Below are 17,180 nucleotides of genomic sequence, written 5' to 3' on the forward strand. Positions count from 1 at the left end.
AGCCCGGCTGAGCCGGGCCAGCCCCCTTCCGCTGCGCTCCAGGGGCCAGTCCTGGTGGGTGGTCAGGTCGGGTTGTTCTGAGCTGATGTGACGGTGGGTGGGGTGGGTTCGCTTCGCTACCCCACCCCGGGGTCCCTCCGGCTTCGCCTTCAGGGCCTGATGTCCGCTCACGCGGACGGGCTGCGAGGGCTCCGGGGGCGGAGGAGCTATTCGATGTGTCCGGTGGTCGGATCGATCTGCCTTAGGAAATCCCGGGCTGACTCTTCCAGTTCCGGAGTGCTCAGGGCTCTGGCCGGGTGCCCTGCAGAAGTGAAGCCATATCCAGGGTTGGGTCCTGTCAGCCAGATAAAATCGTACGTGCCCGGCTGGCCGGGGCGTTTGGTGACGTTAAACCTCTCCCCGTCGACCACCAATGTCTGGTGTGCGCTGCATCTCTTCATGGCTGCCAGTCTGCCCCGGCCTGTGGTCGCTCGCTCGTGTCAGGGTTCAGCGCAGTGCTGCAACATGGTTCCAGCCTTCAAGCCCGCGGGCAGGGCCGACTCTCTACCGGTGGTCAGAACGGGACATCCATGCCCTGCCTACGGATAAGGACGAGTCCATTGCTCAAACACTCGGCAGCTGACATCGCATCATTCCGGACGGGCTCAGGCAGAGCCTCACCCGATGCTGCGAAGGTCCACTGATTGCGGGGGCGTTCCGCATCGAACCTGATGAGAGCACTGACGCCCTGTTCACCGAGCCACTCCAAGATGAGCAGGGAGACGTCTTCTATGCCATTGTCCGTATCAGGCTTCGACATCCGGTTCTTCACGGTCTGACCATACCCATGAGCCTACCGGGCTGTCAGGTTCTGGTGGGCTTTCGTGGGCTGGTTGCATCAAAATAGATTACGGATAGACTCTGGAATCATATCCATCATACTGATAGGTAGGGAACTTCAGGCCGCGTGGAGCATCCCGGACTTTCTGTGGCACGAATATAGGGAAACCCTCTCAGAGAGTTCACCACTGCGGCCAACTGTACGTATGCAGGCAGGCTTCACGTGGGCTGATGCTCACTCAGCCCTGCTGGCAGGCAAGGGAAAGCAGAGCGGATATGTCAAGCACAGACCGCGCTGATCAGCGTGAGGCAGCCCAGCGAGAAGCCATTGACGCGGTCGTGCGTACCCTTGAATTGCCTGCAAGATCTCTTGTGCCCGAACGGGGGCTTCGGACGCAGGTGATCATGGCGACCGGGTCCGGGAAGACCCGGGTGGCGGTCCGCAGCGCGGAGGAGCTCCACGCGGGCCGTGTGCTGGTGCTCGTGCCGTCGCTGGACCTCTTGGCGCAGACCGAGGCCGCATGGCGCGAGGGAGGGCGCCGGGGCCCGATGATCGGGGTGTCCTCGCTTCGGGGCGAGGAGGTGTCCTTCCCCAACACCACAGACGTGGACGAGCTGGTGGAGTGGACGCGGGGCCTGGACAAAGTGACCGTGTACGCCACGTACGCCAGCCTCGGTCTGGGGACTCTGGAGCGGGCTCACGCTGCGGGTTTGGCGGCTTGGGACCTGATCATCGTGGACGAGGCCCACCGCGTTTCGGGCCGGATCGGGAAGCCGTGGGCGGTCATCCACGACAACCAGAAGATCCCCTCCCTACGCCGCCTGTACATGACGGCCACGCCGCGGCTGTGGCAGCTCGGAGACGAGGAAGAGACCGGCGCACCGGGCGAGCTGGTCGCGAGCATGGAAGACGACCCGGAGGGCCCCTTCGGCAGCCGCTGCTTCACCCTGACCCTCTCGGCCGCCATCGACCGGGGAATCTGTGCCCCCTACCAGGTCGTATGCGTCGACGTGACCGACACCGCGCTCCAGGCCGCGCAGCTCCTGGGCGCGGAGAGCCGCTCAGCCGAGGTGCGCGGGGCACGGCTCGCGGCGCTCCAGACCGCCCTGCTCAAAGCATCCTCGGAGGAAGGCTTCCGCCGCACACTCGTCTTCCACCACGTCGTCAAGGAAGCCGAAGCCTTCTCGGTCGGCCTCCCCGACGTCGCCACACAGCTGCACGCCAGCGACCCCGAGCTGTACCCCAAGACGATCTGGGCGGACTGGCTGTGCGGCGAGCACAAGCCCAACCACCGGCGCCGGGTCCTCGGGGAGTTCGCGTCCGGGATCTCCAGGGACGGCACGGTCGTGGAGAAGGGCTTCCTGAGCTCGGTGAAGGTGCTGGGCGAAGGCGTCGACACCAAAACCTGCGACTCCGTCTACTGGGCCGACGTCCGCGGCTCCATGCCCGACCTCGTCCAGGCCGTCGGCCGCGCGCTGCGGATGCAGCCCGGCGAAGGCAAGGTCGCCTCGCTCGTGGTGCCGGTGCTGCTCGGGCCCGGGGAGACGGCGGACAACATGCTCACCTCCAGGGCGTTCGGCGGGCTCGCCAAGCTGCTGGAGGCGTTGCGGGCGCACGACGCCAGGATCGTGGAGAGGCTCGCGGAGCAGCAGGCCCCGAGCCGCTACAAGCCCGTAGCCAAGGACGAGAGCGGGAAGAGCACGGGTGGGAGCGGTGAGGGCTCCGGGGGCGTCAGCGCCCCGGCCAAGGCGTTGCTGAAGTTCTCCACGCCCCGCGATCCGGCTGCCCTGGCGGCGTTCATCAACCTGCGGGTCCTCAACCCCGAGCACGAGCACTGGCGGCGCGGGGTGGAGGCGGCCGTGATCTACGCCCGCGAGCACGGCGACTTGAAGGTGCCGTTCACGTTCCGGGTGCCTGCCGTCGACGGCCAGGAGGCGGAAGGCGCGGGGTGGCCGGCCTCGCTCGCCGGGTTCCCGCTGGGGCAGTGGATCGCCGACGGGCGCCGGTTCTACGCCCGCGGCGACATGGACGAGGACCGCGTCGCGCAGCTGGAGAAGCTCGGCATGATCTGGTCGCACTTCGACGTCGCGTGGGAGGAGGGCCTGTCCGCCGCGCGGGGGTGGGCTGCCGAGCACGGGCACCTCCTGGCCCCGCTGGACGCCACCTTCCAGGGGTACCGGGTGGGCATCTTCTTGAAGAACGCGCGGGCCGCCGCCCGGAAGGCTGCGGAGATCGAGCAGCGGCGTGCCGAGGGCCTGCCGGTGGAGTCGTCGGCCGGGGCACTGTCGGACGAGCGGCGCGAGCAGCTGGAGGACATCGACCCGTCGTGGTGCCCGAGCTGGCCGGTGACGTGGCAGCGGTGCTTCCACCTGATCCGGATGCACCTGGACGCCGGTGAGGCGCTGCCCACCGAGGCGGGCGACGTCGTGCACCAGGGCGAAGACCTCGGCCGATGGGTGCGGGCGCAGCGGCTCGGCTGGGACAACCTCACCACCGTCCAGCAGTGGATGTGCGAGCAGGTCCTCGGGATCGAGCCCGCCGCCGAGGACAAGAAGCCGAAGCCGCGCCGCACGCAAGCCGACAAGTGGGCCCTCAACTACCAGGCCGCCAAGCAGTTCTACGAGCGCGAGGGGCACCTCCAGGTCCCCAGGAAGTGGGTTGAGCGGATCGTCGGCGAGGACCAAGAGGAGCGGCAGCACAAGCTGGGCGCCTGGATCGGGAACCAGCGCAGCCGGGCGGCGACGCTAACGCCGGAGCGGATGGAGCTGCTGTCCGCGATCGGCATGCGGTGGACGTCGGCATCGGGAGGATGATGATCCCGTGATCAGTATTTTGGTGCAGGAAGCGTTGCCGCGGACCGAGTGGCTCCAGGAGGAGTCGTGGCAGGCAATCTCTGACCACTACGGACGCCTTGGGGCAGCCATCGCGGCAAACGATCGTCCCTTGGTCGTAGGTTCGGCGAAGGAGCTTGTCGAGTGTGTCGCACGCGTCGTCCTCGTGTCGCACGGACGTGTGACAGGGGACAAAGATGAATACGACAAGGTCCTCGGTCACGCACACGCCGTCGTCGAACACGCCGCTGTAAACGGTCTGCCGCCGAACGACCCCCTACGACAGATCCCGAACGCCGCCAAGAAGATGGCGTCGCAGCTTCGTGAACTGCGCAACCGCTTCGGGACCGGTCACGGCCGCCCCGTTGTACACGAGATCACCGCCGAGGTAGTCGAGGCGTGCGTACACGGCGCCCTGGTGTGGGTGCGGTGGGCCCTAGCGAGACTTCAGACCGTGCTCCTAGGCGCTGTTGAACCCTTGGTACATGACCTACGCGAGGGCATCTTCTCCAGAGGAGACCTGGCTGCTCGACTGGATGCTGCGAATATCCCCGGCCTTGAGGAACCAGAGCAGCGGCGCCTCGGAGTGGCCGTGGGCCAACGGTCGGCCCGCGAGACATTCGTCGTACGCATCGATGGCATCCGAGCATGCGCAGACAACCCAGAGCGCTGGCCAGACGCCTACCGGCAAGGAGTCGTGGAGGGCCTGTTCCTCAATGAAGACGGCCAGGTAGAAGCACGGCCCAGCATCAGTTCAGATTGTGCTGCCGACGTGCTGCGGCATCACTCAGCGCCTGAACAGGTCCTTACCGAACTGCAAGACGTCCTCGGTTCGGCATCTTGGTCAGTGATCTTCCAACAGGAGCACCCCGCCGTAATCACCGCCATGCGTGAGGAACTCCCGCGCCTGCCGGACTCGGGACAACAGCCGTGGACCGACTTCATCAATGATCTGGAGGCCCGCGCGCCCTTTGGGCCGCGATGAGGCCGGTCAAGGAATAGCCGCCCTCCTGTGAAGCGAGTGATCGTGTCCGACTATGCCCCGCAGCGTCACCAGCGTTCGACTCACTAGAGATCATTTGGGCATGACGAAGGCCCGGACCAGGCGTCCGGGCCTTCGTCGTGCCCCGGAATCTTTCTTCCCAGCCGCTGCTGTCCGGGGCCGGGCTTGCGGCCTTACGGGGTGAAAGAGCCGTGCCCGGCAGGACGAGACGCGAGCACCCGAGCCCTGTCACTGTCCCGCCCGACTTGTCGAACTCACGCCGGAGGCAGTACCGGTGACCAGCCGCCAGACACCCAAAGCAACACCCGCGCCGATCGCCGCTACGCTGAACACGCCCACCCTGGGCCGGGCCGAAGCCCCCCAGGGACGCTCTCAGGCAGAGAGCCGCAGCAGGACCGCCGACCGCGAGGCGCGCACCATCCCCACGCGGACGACACCACCACAGGTGTCCGCTGTCCTGGATCCCTCTGCTCAAGGGAGCAGCATCATGACCCGGGACAACGTTCCCGCGCCTGTCCAGCCGCCCGACCCCGCGCCCGCCCCGCAGCAGCCTGCCGTGGGTGCCAGCATGACCGCCGCGATAGGCCAGGGCGCCCTTCAGGGCGCCGCTCGCTCCATCACCGACCGGCTGGTGGACAAGTTCCTCACGAACCCGCCCGACTGGCTCAGAGCCCTGTGGCACGCGCTACCGAAGCCCTGGGAGTAGCCGCCACGGCCGGACAGAACGGTCCTGCCCGCCCGTGGTCTCCGCTCGGACGTCAGCTACGGAAGCGGGAGAGCCAGGTGCCGCCGGCCTTCTGCTCGGGCACGGCCTGGTCGTGCTCCTGGTGCTCGGGCTCGGCCTGCTCGGCTTGGCGTTCGGCGGTGACGGCTTGCTGCTTGCAGTCGTCGCACAGGTGCGGGTGGGTCTCGCGTGGGGCGCTCCACCCGGAGGGCTCGATGGTCTTCCACCGTGCGTCGGTGAACCGGGTGCCGCAGTCGGCACACACGGGACGGCCGGCCTCTCGCTCGGCCTTGTGCTGTGCGGCGATGCGGCGCAGCTCCTCCTGGTGCTCCCGCTGGTGGGCGGCGTACTCGGCTTGCTGGCGGGCGTCGTGGGCTTCGCGGCGCGGGTTGCCGATCGCCTCGAGGAGGGTCTGGTTACGCGGTCGGCCGAAGCGCCGGAAGATCGCTCCGGCCGGGCCGTGCTCCTTTAGGTGCTTCATGCCGGTGACGACGATGGGCAGCTTGCCGTCGTACATGTGGAAGCCGCTCTCGTACGCGGTGCCTTTCCAGTGCCGCTCGGTCAGCTCGGCCAGCTGCGCGATGACGGTGTTGGGGTTGCGCGGGCCGATCCGGTTGAAGACGAGCAGCAGCGGCGGGTGCGGCTGGTCGCCGTGGCGGCCGTCGGGCACCCACCAGCGGGTGCGCCACATGGGCCGCTCCTTGCCGTCGACGTCCTTCACCTTGCGCTGGCAGAACCGCATGTACTTGTCGATCTTCGCGGTGAGGACCTGAGCGGACTCGAAGCAGTTGTCGATCTCCGCGAACAGCAGCGGCACCCCGTCCTCGGGCGCGGTGATGACGATGTCCGCCTGGGCGCCGCCCTTGCCGGGGTTGGACCAGGTGCCCGTCGCGGGCAGCGCCACCTCGGTCGCGTAGGAGGTGATGGTGCCCAGCCCGGCGGGTGCGTCGAAGGCGGCCTGGGCGGCGGCGAGGACGTCGGCCGGCTCGCTGGCGAGCTGGGCGAGGTCCGGCTTCGGGCGCAGCAGGGCGAGCACGGCCTCGTTGACCGTCATCGGGTGGGAGGCGCCCGTGCGGCCTGCGCCGCGGGCGGGGTTGCCCATCTCCCCCGCTGGCCGCCCCAGCTCGCGCGCGGCGGCTTTCAGGCCCATGGGCGTCAGGTTGCGCAGCGTGTCCCCGCCCGGGAGCTGCCCGCCGTTCTCCGCCAGGCCGTGCTTGCGCAGATCGGAGAGCGCCCCGGTGTGCGAGGCGGTGCGGGCCTGCTTCCGCTTCGACGGGGTCGGCTTGTCGGTGTGGCGGTAGCTCAGGTGCGGGGCTGAGATCTGCTGGATCTGTTCGACCGTCGCAACTTTCAGCACTCCGAGCACGCGCAGCACGTCACCGCGCAGGTTGTTCGATGACCCTGCCGGGTTCTCCTCACGCTTCCCCGCCATCAGCTGCGCTCCCTCCCCGTCGACTGGCGCGCTCGGCCACTGGCCGAGCGCCGGCCGCGCCCGGCCGCAGAGGGCGTCCGGGGGCCGGACCCGATGCTCTCGTCCCCCACGGACATTTCCTTCAAGTTCAGGAGGAGAGAAGAGGGTCGTGACAACGCGGCGAGCAGCCGTATCTGCGTGATGAACTGGGCTTTCTCCGTCCGGCTGGGTGTCGGGCACCAAAGTGGCTTCCACAGCGGAGTCCCAAGTACGCACCGCAGGAGGCCGGGACGGCTTGCCCGGTACTGGTCGGGCCCGTGGTCGGGGCGGGCGCGCCGGGCTCCTGCCGGGGGTCGGCGGGTGGTCATCACGGTGGCTCCTTCGCTTCGGGCCGCCCTGGTGAGCGGGGACTCGAGGGAGCAGCGTGCAGGAGACCCCCTCGTCCGCCGTCTAACGGTCGCCCGTCGCAGAGCAGGTCAAGGGGCGATGCGGCGTTCCCGACCGTGCGGTCGACATGGTCAAGGGGGCAGCGGGCGAAGCCAGCGGCGAGTGGGGTGCTGATCAAGGGGGTCCGGTAAGGCCCCTTGACCGCAGGGTTTGCCCGTTTCCGAGGGGAGGAGAAATGTCCGGCCGCTGTCCACGGGCGGATTCCTTCAGCCTCAGGGGGTCGCCGTGATGCCCAGGGCGGCCGACAGTTGAGGAGACCTCCATGCCGTACCCTGATCCCAGCCCGCCACCCCGCTCCCCATAGGAAGTCGACCACGCTTTCGACTACCTCCTCACCTTGCAGATGGGCGAAGAGACGGCCTCAGGTCCATTTCTGCGCGGGGGAGCTGTTGCAGTCCTGCTGGATGGCGAGGGCTCCGTTGTCGGCGGATCCGGCGGTGATCTCCAGACATTTCCCCGAGTTGGCGTTGACGAGGTTCCAGCCTCCGCCGGGTGAGGGTTTCCAGTGCCAGTTCTGGGTGGCCGAGCCGTTGCACTCCCATTGGTTGGCGGTGGCGCCGTTGCCGGTGGCATCACGCCGGATCTCCAGGCACAGGCCCGAGTTGGCGTTGACGATCGTGCCCCAACCAGTGGGGTTGGTGGTCTTCCACTGCTGAGTGGGTGAGTTGTTGCAGGTCCACTGGTTGGCGGTGGCGCCGTTCTCGGTCGAGTCGCGGCGGATTTCCAGGCATTTGCCGGAGTTCTTGTTGGACCACGGGCGTGGGCCCGGTTGCACCGGCTGCTGCGGAGCGGGCTGTTTCTCCGCGGGCGGGGTGGCACTGGTATGGGGGATGGGTGCGTCCGGGGTCGGTGCGGGGGGCGATGCCTGACCGGGATCACGCGTTTCCCTGATGTTCGGGTCTGAGCTGGGCGGTGGAGTACTGCCCGAGGGCGAAGGGCCGGGCGTGCTCGAGGGCGGGGTGGTGGCGGAGAGGCTGGGTTGCACCGGAGCCTGCGCGGACGGGGGTGCGGCTTGGGCGGGCGGGGCCGGGCGAAGGTAGAGCAACGTGGCCGCTGTGGCGCCGGCCGCGGCCACGACCGTGGCCAGCGCGGCGAAGCCCGTACCCAGCCAGCGCGGACGGCGTCTGGCGGGCCTGCCATCGGAAGGGCGGCTGGTCAGGTCATTGTCCGCGCGGGTCAGGACCTCTCCGCGGACAACAAGCGACGCCATCGGCTCCCCTCTGACCTGTCCCCACAACATGGCGACTTGCCCGTGAGCCTCTTCGACATCACTGTGGACCCGGGCGACCTGGGCCTGTACGTCAGCGGCACGCACCGCCGGCAGGTACGCCGTAGCGGTGCCCTCGGGACAGGCTGCGGCGGTGCTCTCCGGCGGGGTCTGCTCCTGGAAGGCCTGGACGTACTGGGTTTGAGCGGCAGCCTGCGCCTGCTGGGCCGCGTCCTGGATCTGCCGAAGGCGTCCGAGGTGCACCTGCGCCTGCCCGAGGTGCTGCCTGGCGACCGGGTCGGCCGGGCTGGCATCCGGGCTTGAGGCATCACCGGCGGCGGATGCGGATTTCGGGTGCGGCGGTGGGGGGTTCTGCAGCACGGCGACGATCTGCAGGAGTGCCTGGGTGAGGCGTTCGGCGTGTGCAAGGTCCTCTTCCGCCTGCCGCTGGGCCCGGGCCGCCGCCGCGGCGGGTGCGGGCCGTTGTACCTGCTCTGCCTCGAGGGCGGCGGTGTACAGGCGGCGGGCTTTGGCCAGGAGTTCGGCCCGGCCGCGGGAATCGTGTACCCGGTCCAGGACGGTGCGCTCCAGCAGATGCCAGGGAAGGATCTTGCTGCCTGAGCGGTATTCGCCCCAGCTGGTCTTGCTGATGCGGTAGCGCTCGGCGAGCTCGCGGATCGTGGAGTTCCGGGTCAGATCGCGCAGAAATGCCGCCAGCTCATTGGCCTGCTCGGTCCGCCCCTTGAAGCCGCCTTGCGGCCGGCCGGCCTTTGCCACCCTGATACACCCCCGAGAGTTGTCCGCGTTGTCCGCCACCAGCACGCCCAGGAGCTGCGGCGGCGCACTTTCGTCATTGATGGACAATCAGACCAGGTCACATCGTGGGTCTCCAGCGCTTACCAGACAAACCCTGGAGCATCCCGTGACTCGACCTCCCTTGCGGGACCGTGACCGGTCCCCGCACCCCGTCAGCCGAAGCCCGATCCTGCTGCGGCGCGTCGGCGTACTGCTGGCCGGCGCGCTTGCGGTGACCGTCCTCGCCGTGCTGCCTGCCCACGCCGCCAGCACCCAGTCCGACAGCGCCCCGGTCACCTCCACCGGCACCCTCGGCGCCGGCGCCGCGCCGGGAGAGAGCGTCACCCGCGACCAGGTGATCAAGCGGGCGCAGGCCTGGGTCGACGCCGAGGTCCCTTACAGCGGCAATGGGCTCGGGCCCCCCTTCAGCTGGTGGGCTGATGACGCCACCGGTGGCCGCTACCGCCAGGACTGCTCGGGATTCGTCTCAATGGCCTGGCAGCTGAAGTCCAGCCTGAGCACCCACTCCCTGCCCTCCGTCGCCACCCGAATCGACGTGCCGGACCTCAAACCGGGGGACGTCCTCAACTCCAGCCAGCACGCGGTGATCTTCGGCGGCTGGACCGATCAGACCAAGGGCACCTTCAGCTACTACCAGCAGAGCAGCCGCTCCCGCCCCACCAACAAGGCCGAGGGCAGCATCCACTCCCCCACCCTCGCCGGACACCCCACCAGCTCCTACACCGCCCTGCGCTACCAGAACATCGCCGACAGCACGAGCCCCGCCCCGGCCTCCCCGGGCGAGAAGACCGCGAAGGCAGCACCGGGCCGAGCCCGCTCCGAGCGCGGCCCCCTCGCCACGGCGCCGGTCCCCGACGACGGCCGCACCCCAGGCGCGCCCAGGACGTGGGTGAACGCGATCTCCAAGAAGTGCCTGGAGATCCGGGGCGACACCACCCACGACGGCGACCTCGCCAGCCAATGGGAGTGCAACACATCCGCCACCCAGCAGTGGACCAGCTCCCGGCCCGGCGGGACCGGCATCCTCACCAACGCCAACTCCGGGCTCTGCCTGGAAGTGAGGGCGGACGCCGTCCACAACGGCGCCAACGCCAACCAGTGGGAATGCAACGGATCCGCCACCCAGAGCTGGCGACAGCAGCCCGCCCAGGGCGGCGGCTGGAACCTCGTCAACGCCAACTCCGGCAAGTGCCTGGAGATCAGCACGGCCACCCCCGGCAACGGCGCCGTGGCCTACCAGCGCAACTGCGACGGATCACCCGCCCAGACCTGGCTCTGAACCCTCGCCCAAACGCAGCAGCCCCGTGCCATTCGGCACCGGGCAGCATGGCTTCGTTCACTTCTAGTGGCAGCGTTTATCGACGAGTTTGGACAGCGGTTAGGTGATCGTCGATCCCGTGTTGTTCACGAGTTTTGACGGCATGGACGCTGTCGTTTGCCGGTAGCCAGAGTGCCCGTGCGCGGTCTGACGCAGTTGAGGCGTAGACGGCGAAACTGAGCCAGGGAGCTTTCTGGCTCTGGATGTCGACTCCCTGGCAGGGCAAGATCGGGCACATGTCCAACCAACGTGAGATCGTTCTGCCGCCAAGCATTCGGTTGTCAGGAGACGGGATACTGCTGAGAGAGTGGGCCGAGTCCGACCTGTCCGCGCTGGTTGAGCTCTATGACGATCCCGAGATCGACCGATGGACTCCGGTGCCCTCTCCGTTCGACTCCACAGCGGCGCGTGAGTACCTGACCAAGGCTCGCGAAGGCCGCGAGGAAGGACGCAAGAATGCCCAATTAGTGATCACTACCGACGGTGAGCAGCCGCGCGGTGAAGTGCTCCTCTTTCGCAGCGAGCTCGACGCGCGGGATGTCGAGCTCGCTTATGGCATCGGTAGCCAACATCGGCGGCAGGGTCTGGCCTCACGAGCTGTCAAGTTGATGGCTGACTACGCCTGTCGCCAGCTGGACGCAAGACGTGTGCTGCTGCGCATTGAAACGGGGAACTCCCCGAGCGTGGCTGTTGCTCGCGCAACTGGCTTCCAACTCACAGACGACGAGCCCATCACGCGCGAGGCCAAGGGCCGCCAGGTGACATTGCTTACCTGGTGTTATCAGAATGGCGGAGCAGATTCCCTTTCGGCTTGAGCGGCTGGGACGCATCGCCTTCAGCCCGCCTCGGCATGTTCAGCACGTGCCCGGGTGCTGGCAAGCCGGTAGGAGTCGGTGCCGGTTTCGATGATGGTGCCGTTGAAGGTGAGGCGGTCCACGATGGCTGCGCAAAGGCGGGGGTCAGTGAAGGTCTTGGTCCAGCCGCCAAACGACTCGTTGGAGGCGATGGCGACGCTGTTCTTCTCCTCGCGCTCGGTCAGAACCTGGAACAGCAGCTCAGCGCCGTGCCGGTCCAGCTCCATATAGCCCAGCTCGTCGATGCAGAGGAGGTCGACGCGGCCGTAGCGGGCGATGGTCTTGTTCAGTTGCTTCTCGTCGGCGGCCTCGACCAGCTCGTTCACGAGTTTGGTGGCGAGGGTGTAGCGGACGCGGTAGCCCTTCATGGCGGCCTCGGTGCCCAGTGCGATGAGCATGTGGGACTTTCCGGTGCCGGAGTCGCCGATCAGGCAGAGCGGCTGGCTCTTCTTGATCCACTCGCAGCTGGCGAGGGTGTTGATGGTGGCCGGGTCGATGTTGGGGTTGGCGTCGAAGTCGAAGGTGCGCAGTGACTTTTCGCGAGGAAAGCCGGCTGCCTTGATCCGCCGTTCCGAGCGGCGGCGGGCCCGGTCGTCGCACTCGGCCATCAGCAGTTCGGCGAGGAAGCCGCGGTAGGTCATCTGGTCCTTGGCGGCCCGGTCGGCGATGTCGGCGAACTCGCTGCGGATCGACGGAAGCCGCAACAGACGGCAGGCGGTGTCGATGGCCGTGGTGGCGGCCTGCTCGGTCAAGCCTCGCTGGCGGGGCAGGGTCACTGTGCTTCTCCCTCTTGGTGGTCACCGCCGCTGATGCGGCGGCATCGGAGCAACTGGTCATAGGGCGTCACCGAGGGCAGCGGCCTGGTGTCCGGCGGAAGGTGGTGCAGCTTCCACTCGTGCAGGAACGTCACGGTCGCCGAGCCCGAGCCGGCGGCCGCCCGGGGCAACGGGATATCGGCTGCCGGTTCGTCCTCGGTCTGGGCGGCTTTGCGGGCCTCCAGGGCGACAGCGTCCGCGGTCAGTGCCCCGGCCCGCAGGGCGGTGGCGAGGCCGGCGACGAGGTGTTCGTGCATGATGTGTCGACCCAGCAGCAGCACCTCGATCAGGGCCCGGGTGCCTTCGGTGTCGCCGTGGGCCCTGACCGCCGCGGTCCACCAGGCGTCGTGGACCGGGGTGAACTTTCCTGCGGATCGGGCCTGCTCCAGAGCGGTCGCGCCGGGGAAGGCGCCCGGCTTGCGGACCAGGGCTTCGAGATAGTGATCCAGATCCAGGCGGCAGCTGCTCTTGGCGATCAGTCTTTCGTGTCGGGCCACTTCCGCGTTCTTGTCGTAAACCACCAGGTGAGAGGCGTGCAGCATCACTCTGACCCGCTTGCCGATCAGCCGGACGGGAACCGAGTAGCGGTTGGTGCGGATCGTGATCTGGCTGTAGCGGTCGACCCGCGGCGTGAACACCCGTCCCGTCTCGAACCGCTCTTCGGGCAGCGGCATCAGCAGCGGACGCTCGTCCTCGAAGTACTCATCGATGGTCCGGGCCCGCGAGCCGATCCGGCGGCGGCCGTCGTGCCGGTCCCACTGTTCGACCAGCTCATTCAGCTCCGCCAGCGACTCGACCTCGGGGACGGGAGTGAAGTGGTTGCGGCGGAAGTAGCCGATCTGGCCCTCGACTCCGCCCTTCTCGTGAGCGCCCTCGATGCCGGGGCGGCAGTAGAAGCTCTCGATGGCGAAGTGCGACTTGAAGGCAATCCACCGGTCGGTCTCCACCCTCGCTCGGCTCAAGCCCAGCACCTGGGCGACGGCGGCCTTCAGGTTGTCGTAGCGGACCTTGCTCCGCGGGACGCCGCCCAGCGTCTGCAACGCGTGCACGTGCCCTTCGAAGAAGGCTTCCTGACCGCAGGAGGCGAACACACGATGGACAGCCTTGCCCGAATAGGAGAGGCGGAAGGAGAACAGGTAGCAGGTCACCAGCTCGCCTGCGAGCCGCACGGTGACGTCGCCGAAGTCGACTTCGGCCTCCATGCCGGGGTGGTGGGTCTGCGGGACGAATGCCTCCAGCGGGGCTTTGCCCGACTCCACCAGGATCTGTGGCTTCCGGTCCGCGACGTAACGCCGAACCTGCTGGTAGGAGACGTCAGCACCGTGTTCCTCGACCAAGCGGTGGAAGATCCGTGTGACGGTGTGGCGCTGCTTGCGCGGCGCGTCCAGGTCCGCCAACAGGACGCCGTCGATGATCGGCTTGTACGGGTCCAGCGTGGTTGCCCGCGGGGGCAGTTTCTTCCGCGGTTCGGGCCAGACCGAGTCGACGGCCTTCCTGACCGTCCGCCACGACACGTTGTACTTACGTTCGATCTCCCGGAGCTTCATGCCGCCGCGGTGGTCACGCCGGATCGCGGCGTACAGCTCAACCTTCGACATCTGCGGCATGACCAGGGCCTTTCACCAGGAGCACCCCGATGCTGCCCTGGCAAGTACCCCGGTGCTGTCAAAACTCGTGAACATCACCCGACCGTGGATCGGGGTGCCTCCCAAACTCGTGAACAACTGACGTCACGACTCCTGAATAGAGCCAGCTCGTCGTCTAACCGAGCTCGGGAGCGCGCGGAATCCCGTTTGAGTTCCGGGCAGCGGTCGCTCGGTGGATTGCGCTGCGGATAGCTATGGCGACCTGCCGGTCGTCGGCGAGCTCGTGCAGGTAGAAGGCTCCGTGCGGTTGAGTCCGTAGGGCGGATGCGACGACGTTCGCGGCCTGTCCGGACAGGCCCCTCATCCAAGCCTCGATCTCATTCCGAGGTGCCCAGCGGTCATGGCGGCCGTCCCACTCGGATGTGCCCTGGACGGCGGCGTCGAGCAGCTCCCACTGCTCTTCGCGTGCTGCAAGGCGTGCTACGCCGAGCAGCCAGCACACGGCCCGGTCGGCTTCGTCCCAGGAAGGCCAGGTGCCGCTCTCGTCACCGCGGGCGTGGTCGGTCAGGGCGCGTACCACGACAGTTGCCTGGTGCGTGTTGGCCAGCAGTGCGCCGGAGGCAGCATCGAGGCTCAATCCGACGATGGCGTCCAGGTACAGCTCATAGTTGCCGGGCAGGTCCGCGGCCAGGGCCAGCAGCTGCGCGGCCGCCGTGGTGTCGCCTTCGTTGTTGACGGCCGCCAGCCAGTGCTGGGCTCGGAGAATGGGCAGCTCCGCGTGCGGGGCAGTCTCGCGCTCCACCAAGTCGAGGAAGTCGGTCATGTCCTGGGGCCGGTGGGCCGGATCCGGCTGGGTGGCCTGACGCACGATGCCGTGCCAGGGTCCGTGGCCTGGGAGAAGTGCCACGTTGGGCTTGGGCCACTTCCCAGTGAGGATCCATCCGATGAGCTGGCCGATGCTGTAGATGTCGCTGGCCGGAGCGATGTCGTGCCCATCCTCGGATAGTTCCGGCGCGGCGAATCCCTCGGTGCCGATTCCGGCGCCGGTGAGCGGGCCGGCGGTGCTGGTCTCTCCGCGGGGGCGGCGTACGAGTCCCCAGTCCGCGACCACCCAGCGGTCATGGAGCAGGAGGACGTTGGCTGGCTTGATATCGCGATGGATCCATCCCGCACGGTGCCCCTCGGTCAAGCCCTTGGCGAGGGCTTCCACAAGGGCACGAAGTCGGTCGGGGTCCTGGAGTTCGCTTCGTTTGCCCTCGACGGTGGCTTCGGCGAGGGGCATGACGAACCAGTCGTGCGTAGGGCTGAAGTCGAGTACCGGCATGACGTGGGGGTTGCCGCCGAACGTCTGGGCGGCAAGCACCTCGCGTCTCATGCGCCGCGCGTCCGGCTCGCTGTTGCCACGGCGCTTTTTGAAGGCCACCAACGTCCCGGATGGCTTGTGGGTGGCCCGGAAGACCACTCCCTGCCCACCAGTCGAGGCAATGGGGCGAGGGTCAAGCCGGTAGTCCCGTCGCTCGCCGCGGGCCGCCAGTCGGACCGTGTCGTAGTGATCGGCTGGTACAGCCGCAGGGGCGGGAGCGGCGGGAGCTCGGGAGGGGCGGGCGCGGTGGCCGGTGATCCGGAGGAGAGCGGGGCGCGTGTGCGTCATGTCGTTGTCGGGCAGTGAGGCGAGCAGGAGGGCTGCCCCTTCGTTGTCTTCGGTCAGGCCCAATACCTTGCCCAGCTGTGCCTCGACGAGGGGCTCACTGGTCCTGGTGGTGGAATCGGTGCGGTGGAGGGATATGCGGTTGCCGCTCCCGTCTGGCGAGGCGAGCAGGACGGTGTCCGCGCCGCCGGGCAGGGCGTGGTCTGGGAAGTGGACAGGGGTGGTGATCCAGTCCTCCCGTTGCCCAGCGTGGGTGGTGCTGGTCAGGTCGACCACGGCACTGGATCCGCTGCCAGCCAGGAAGAAGCGCCGTCCACCCAGCCACACGGCCGAGAGCACGGCGGCGTTGAAGGTGATCGGATAGCGCATCTGGTCACCGGTTCGGTCACCGGCGCGGGTCAGCGCCAGAGTTCCATGGCCGGCGCCGAATGTGACCCCATAGCCGGAGAGCACCCACGGCTCCCGGCCCGGGCCGGGAAGCAGGGCCGCGCCCTCTTCGAACCCTCCGGCGACGACGCTCAACTGCCCCTGATACCAGCGAACCAGGGCAGACCCGCACATCACCATGACCGCGCCGTCGTCGCCCACCAGCGCAGGGCCGTGGCAGCCGGGCAGGACCAGGTGCCAGTGGGCATGACCGCGGGTGGTGTCGAGCGCCAGAAGGCCCTCGGGAACGGTGACCAGGGCTCTGCGGTCCGGCAGGACCGCCACTCCCGTCGGTGGGGATTCCAGGGCGGGCCCGGCGAGCAGGACCTCGGCTCCGGTACCGGCCCAGGTTCGGATCTCTACGACCGGGGGCGAGGTCAACTGGGCCATGGGGGTCATCGCCCAGGCCGCCGGGTTGGGTTCGCCTGCGGCGAGCAGGACGGCGAGCGGCTGGTACGGGTGCCGCCGCCGGAAGGCGTCACGGATCAGGTCAGCCAGCGGGCGTACTCCGGCGACTGCGGCCTCCAGGTGTTCTCGGGCAAGAAGTGCTGCCCTGAACTTGCTGACGCGGTCAACGAGCTCGTCGCTGATCTCCTCTTCTTCGAACCAGAGACCTGCCCACCGCGCGCCAGGCTCCACGGAGCGCGGGGCCAGCAGGTCATGTGACTCGGGCCAGCGTGCCTTCCCCACGAGTCGGAGGACGTAGCCCCACCCCTCGAACTCAAATTCCACCGCAGTGGCATGGCCGTCCGAGTGGAGGTGTACGGAGTCGTGGGGCACGGAGCGGCGCAGCAGAGCCACCACGATGCGGGCGAGATGTGTAGTGCGGTTGTGGTCTGAAGCCGCTTCGTTGCGTCGCCACTGTCCATAGTCAGCCAGCAGTTCCCGAATCTCGTTCATGGCCCCCGCTTCACTCTTCGGCACAAGTGCTCTCACTTCAGCCACCTCGCGGCTGGACAGCGACTGGCTGACGGGCCGCCGATGGGGCCCGAAGTACACCCTGATCGGCTCACACCGTAGTGCGAAGGACTCATCAAGCGCCGAGGATCAGCCGCACTCTCGTCAGATCGAATGAGACCTCCCGCCCGTTCTGTCGATCAGCCACAGTCATGAATTTCAGAATGGGTTATTCCAATTCTAGAGAAACCACTTCCTGCGGACGGCTCCCGGGAAATTCCGTACGGAACCAGGTGGCGACCTGGGAGCCAGGTCGAGCCAAGGCGCGCAGGACAGGGCGGCATGGAGGGACCAGATCGGCCCCTCGGCCTGGTCCT

At 67.9% G+C, this 17,180-nt stretch carries 11 protein-coding genes; 5 read left to right on the forward strand and 6 right to left on the reverse strand.

All coding sequences use genetic code 11. The features are described from left to right. Window positions 1-553: 553 nt before the first annotated feature. A complete protein-coding gene (locus NMK44_RS30875) occupies window positions 554-811 on the reverse strand; it encodes a hypothetical protein (RefSeq protein WP_254749348.1) in 258 nt (85 codons plus the stop codon). A gap of 284 nt (window positions 812-1,095) precedes the next feature. Here NMK44_RS30875 and NMK44_RS30880 point away from each other — a divergent pair, with 284 nt between their 5' ends. The 3 genes from NMK44_RS30880 to NMK44_RS30890 all read left to right on the forward strand — a co-directional run bounded on the left by NMK44_RS30880 (window position 1,096) and on the right by NMK44_RS30890 (window position 5,360). Then, complete coding sequence (locus tag NMK44_RS30880; RefSeq protein ID WP_254749350.1) at window positions 1,096-3,633, forward strand: DEAD/DEAH box helicase; 2,538 nt, start codon at window positions 1,096-1,098, stop codon at window positions 3,631-3,633. Between the two features lie 7 nt (window positions 3,634-3,640). Further along, complete coding sequence (locus NMK44_RS30885) at window positions 3,641-4,636, forward strand: abortive infection family protein (protein ID WP_254749352.1); 996 nt, start codon at window positions 3,641-3,643, stop codon at window positions 4,634-4,636. Between the two features lie 505 nt (window positions 4,637-5,141). Next, entirely contained in the window at window positions 5,142-5,360 is a 219-nt protein-coding gene (locus NMK44_RS30890; protein ID WP_254749354.1) for a hypothetical protein, read from the forward strand. Window positions 5,361-5,412: 52 nt separating this feature from the next. Here NMK44_RS30890 and NMK44_RS30895 read toward each other — a convergent pair whose 3' ends face one another. Continuing rightward, window positions 5,413-6,810 carry a replication-relaxation family protein gene (locus tag NMK44_RS30895; protein WP_254749356.1) on the reverse strand — a complete coding sequence of 466 codons (1,398 nt, stop codon included), beginning with the start codon at window positions 6,808-6,810 and terminating at the stop codon, window positions 5,413-5,415. Window positions 6,811-7,597: 787 nt separating this feature from the next. Further along, entirely contained in the window at window positions 7,598-9,307 is a 1,710-nt protein-coding gene (locus NMK44_RS30900) for an RICIN domain-containing protein (protein WP_254749358.1), read from the reverse strand. A gap of 58 nt (window positions 9,308-9,365) precedes the next feature. Between NMK44_RS30900 and NMK44_RS30905 the strand changes: the two genes are divergently transcribed. Beyond that, a complete protein-coding gene (locus NMK44_RS30905; RefSeq protein ID WP_254749360.1) occupies window positions 9,366-10,538 on the forward strand; it encodes an RICIN domain-containing protein in 1,173 nt (390 codons plus the stop codon). A 275-nt stretch (window positions 10,539-10,813) separates the two neighbouring features. Continuing rightward, window positions 10,814-11,392, forward strand: a complete 579-nt coding sequence (locus NMK44_RS30910; protein ID WP_254749362.1) for a GNAT family N-acetyltransferase — start codon at window positions 10,814-10,816, stop codon at window positions 11,390-11,392. Window positions 11,393-11,412: 20 nt separating this feature from the next. Here the strand turns inward: NMK44_RS30910 and istB are convergent, their stop codons facing one another. The 3 genes from istB to NMK44_RS30925 form a co-directional block, all read right to left on the reverse strand. Continuing rightward, a complete protein-coding gene (gene istB, locus NMK44_RS30915) occupies window positions 11,413-12,207 on the reverse strand; it encodes an IS21-like element helper ATPase IstB (RefSeq protein WP_254749364.1) in 795 nt (264 codons plus the stop codon). Further along, complete coding sequence (gene istA, locus NMK44_RS30920; RefSeq protein WP_254749366.1) at window positions 12,204-13,844, reverse strand: IS21 family transposase; 1,641 nt, start codon at window positions 13,842-13,844, stop codon at window positions 12,204-12,206. Before istA ends, istB begins: the two co-directional genes overlap by 4 nt. Window positions 13,845-14,007: 163 nt before the next feature. Beyond that, window positions 14,008-16,806, reverse strand: a complete 2,799-nt coding sequence (locus tag NMK44_RS30925) for a serine/threonine-protein kinase (protein WP_254749368.1) — start codon at window positions 16,804-16,806, stop codon at window positions 14,008-14,010. Window positions 16,807-17,180 lie beyond the last annotated feature (374 nt).

The sequence above is a fragment of the Streptomyces cucumeris genome (genome assembly GCF_024295805.1).
GTDB lineage: Bacteria > Actinomycetota > Actinomycetes > Streptomycetales > Streptomycetaceae > Streptomyces > Streptomyces cucumeris.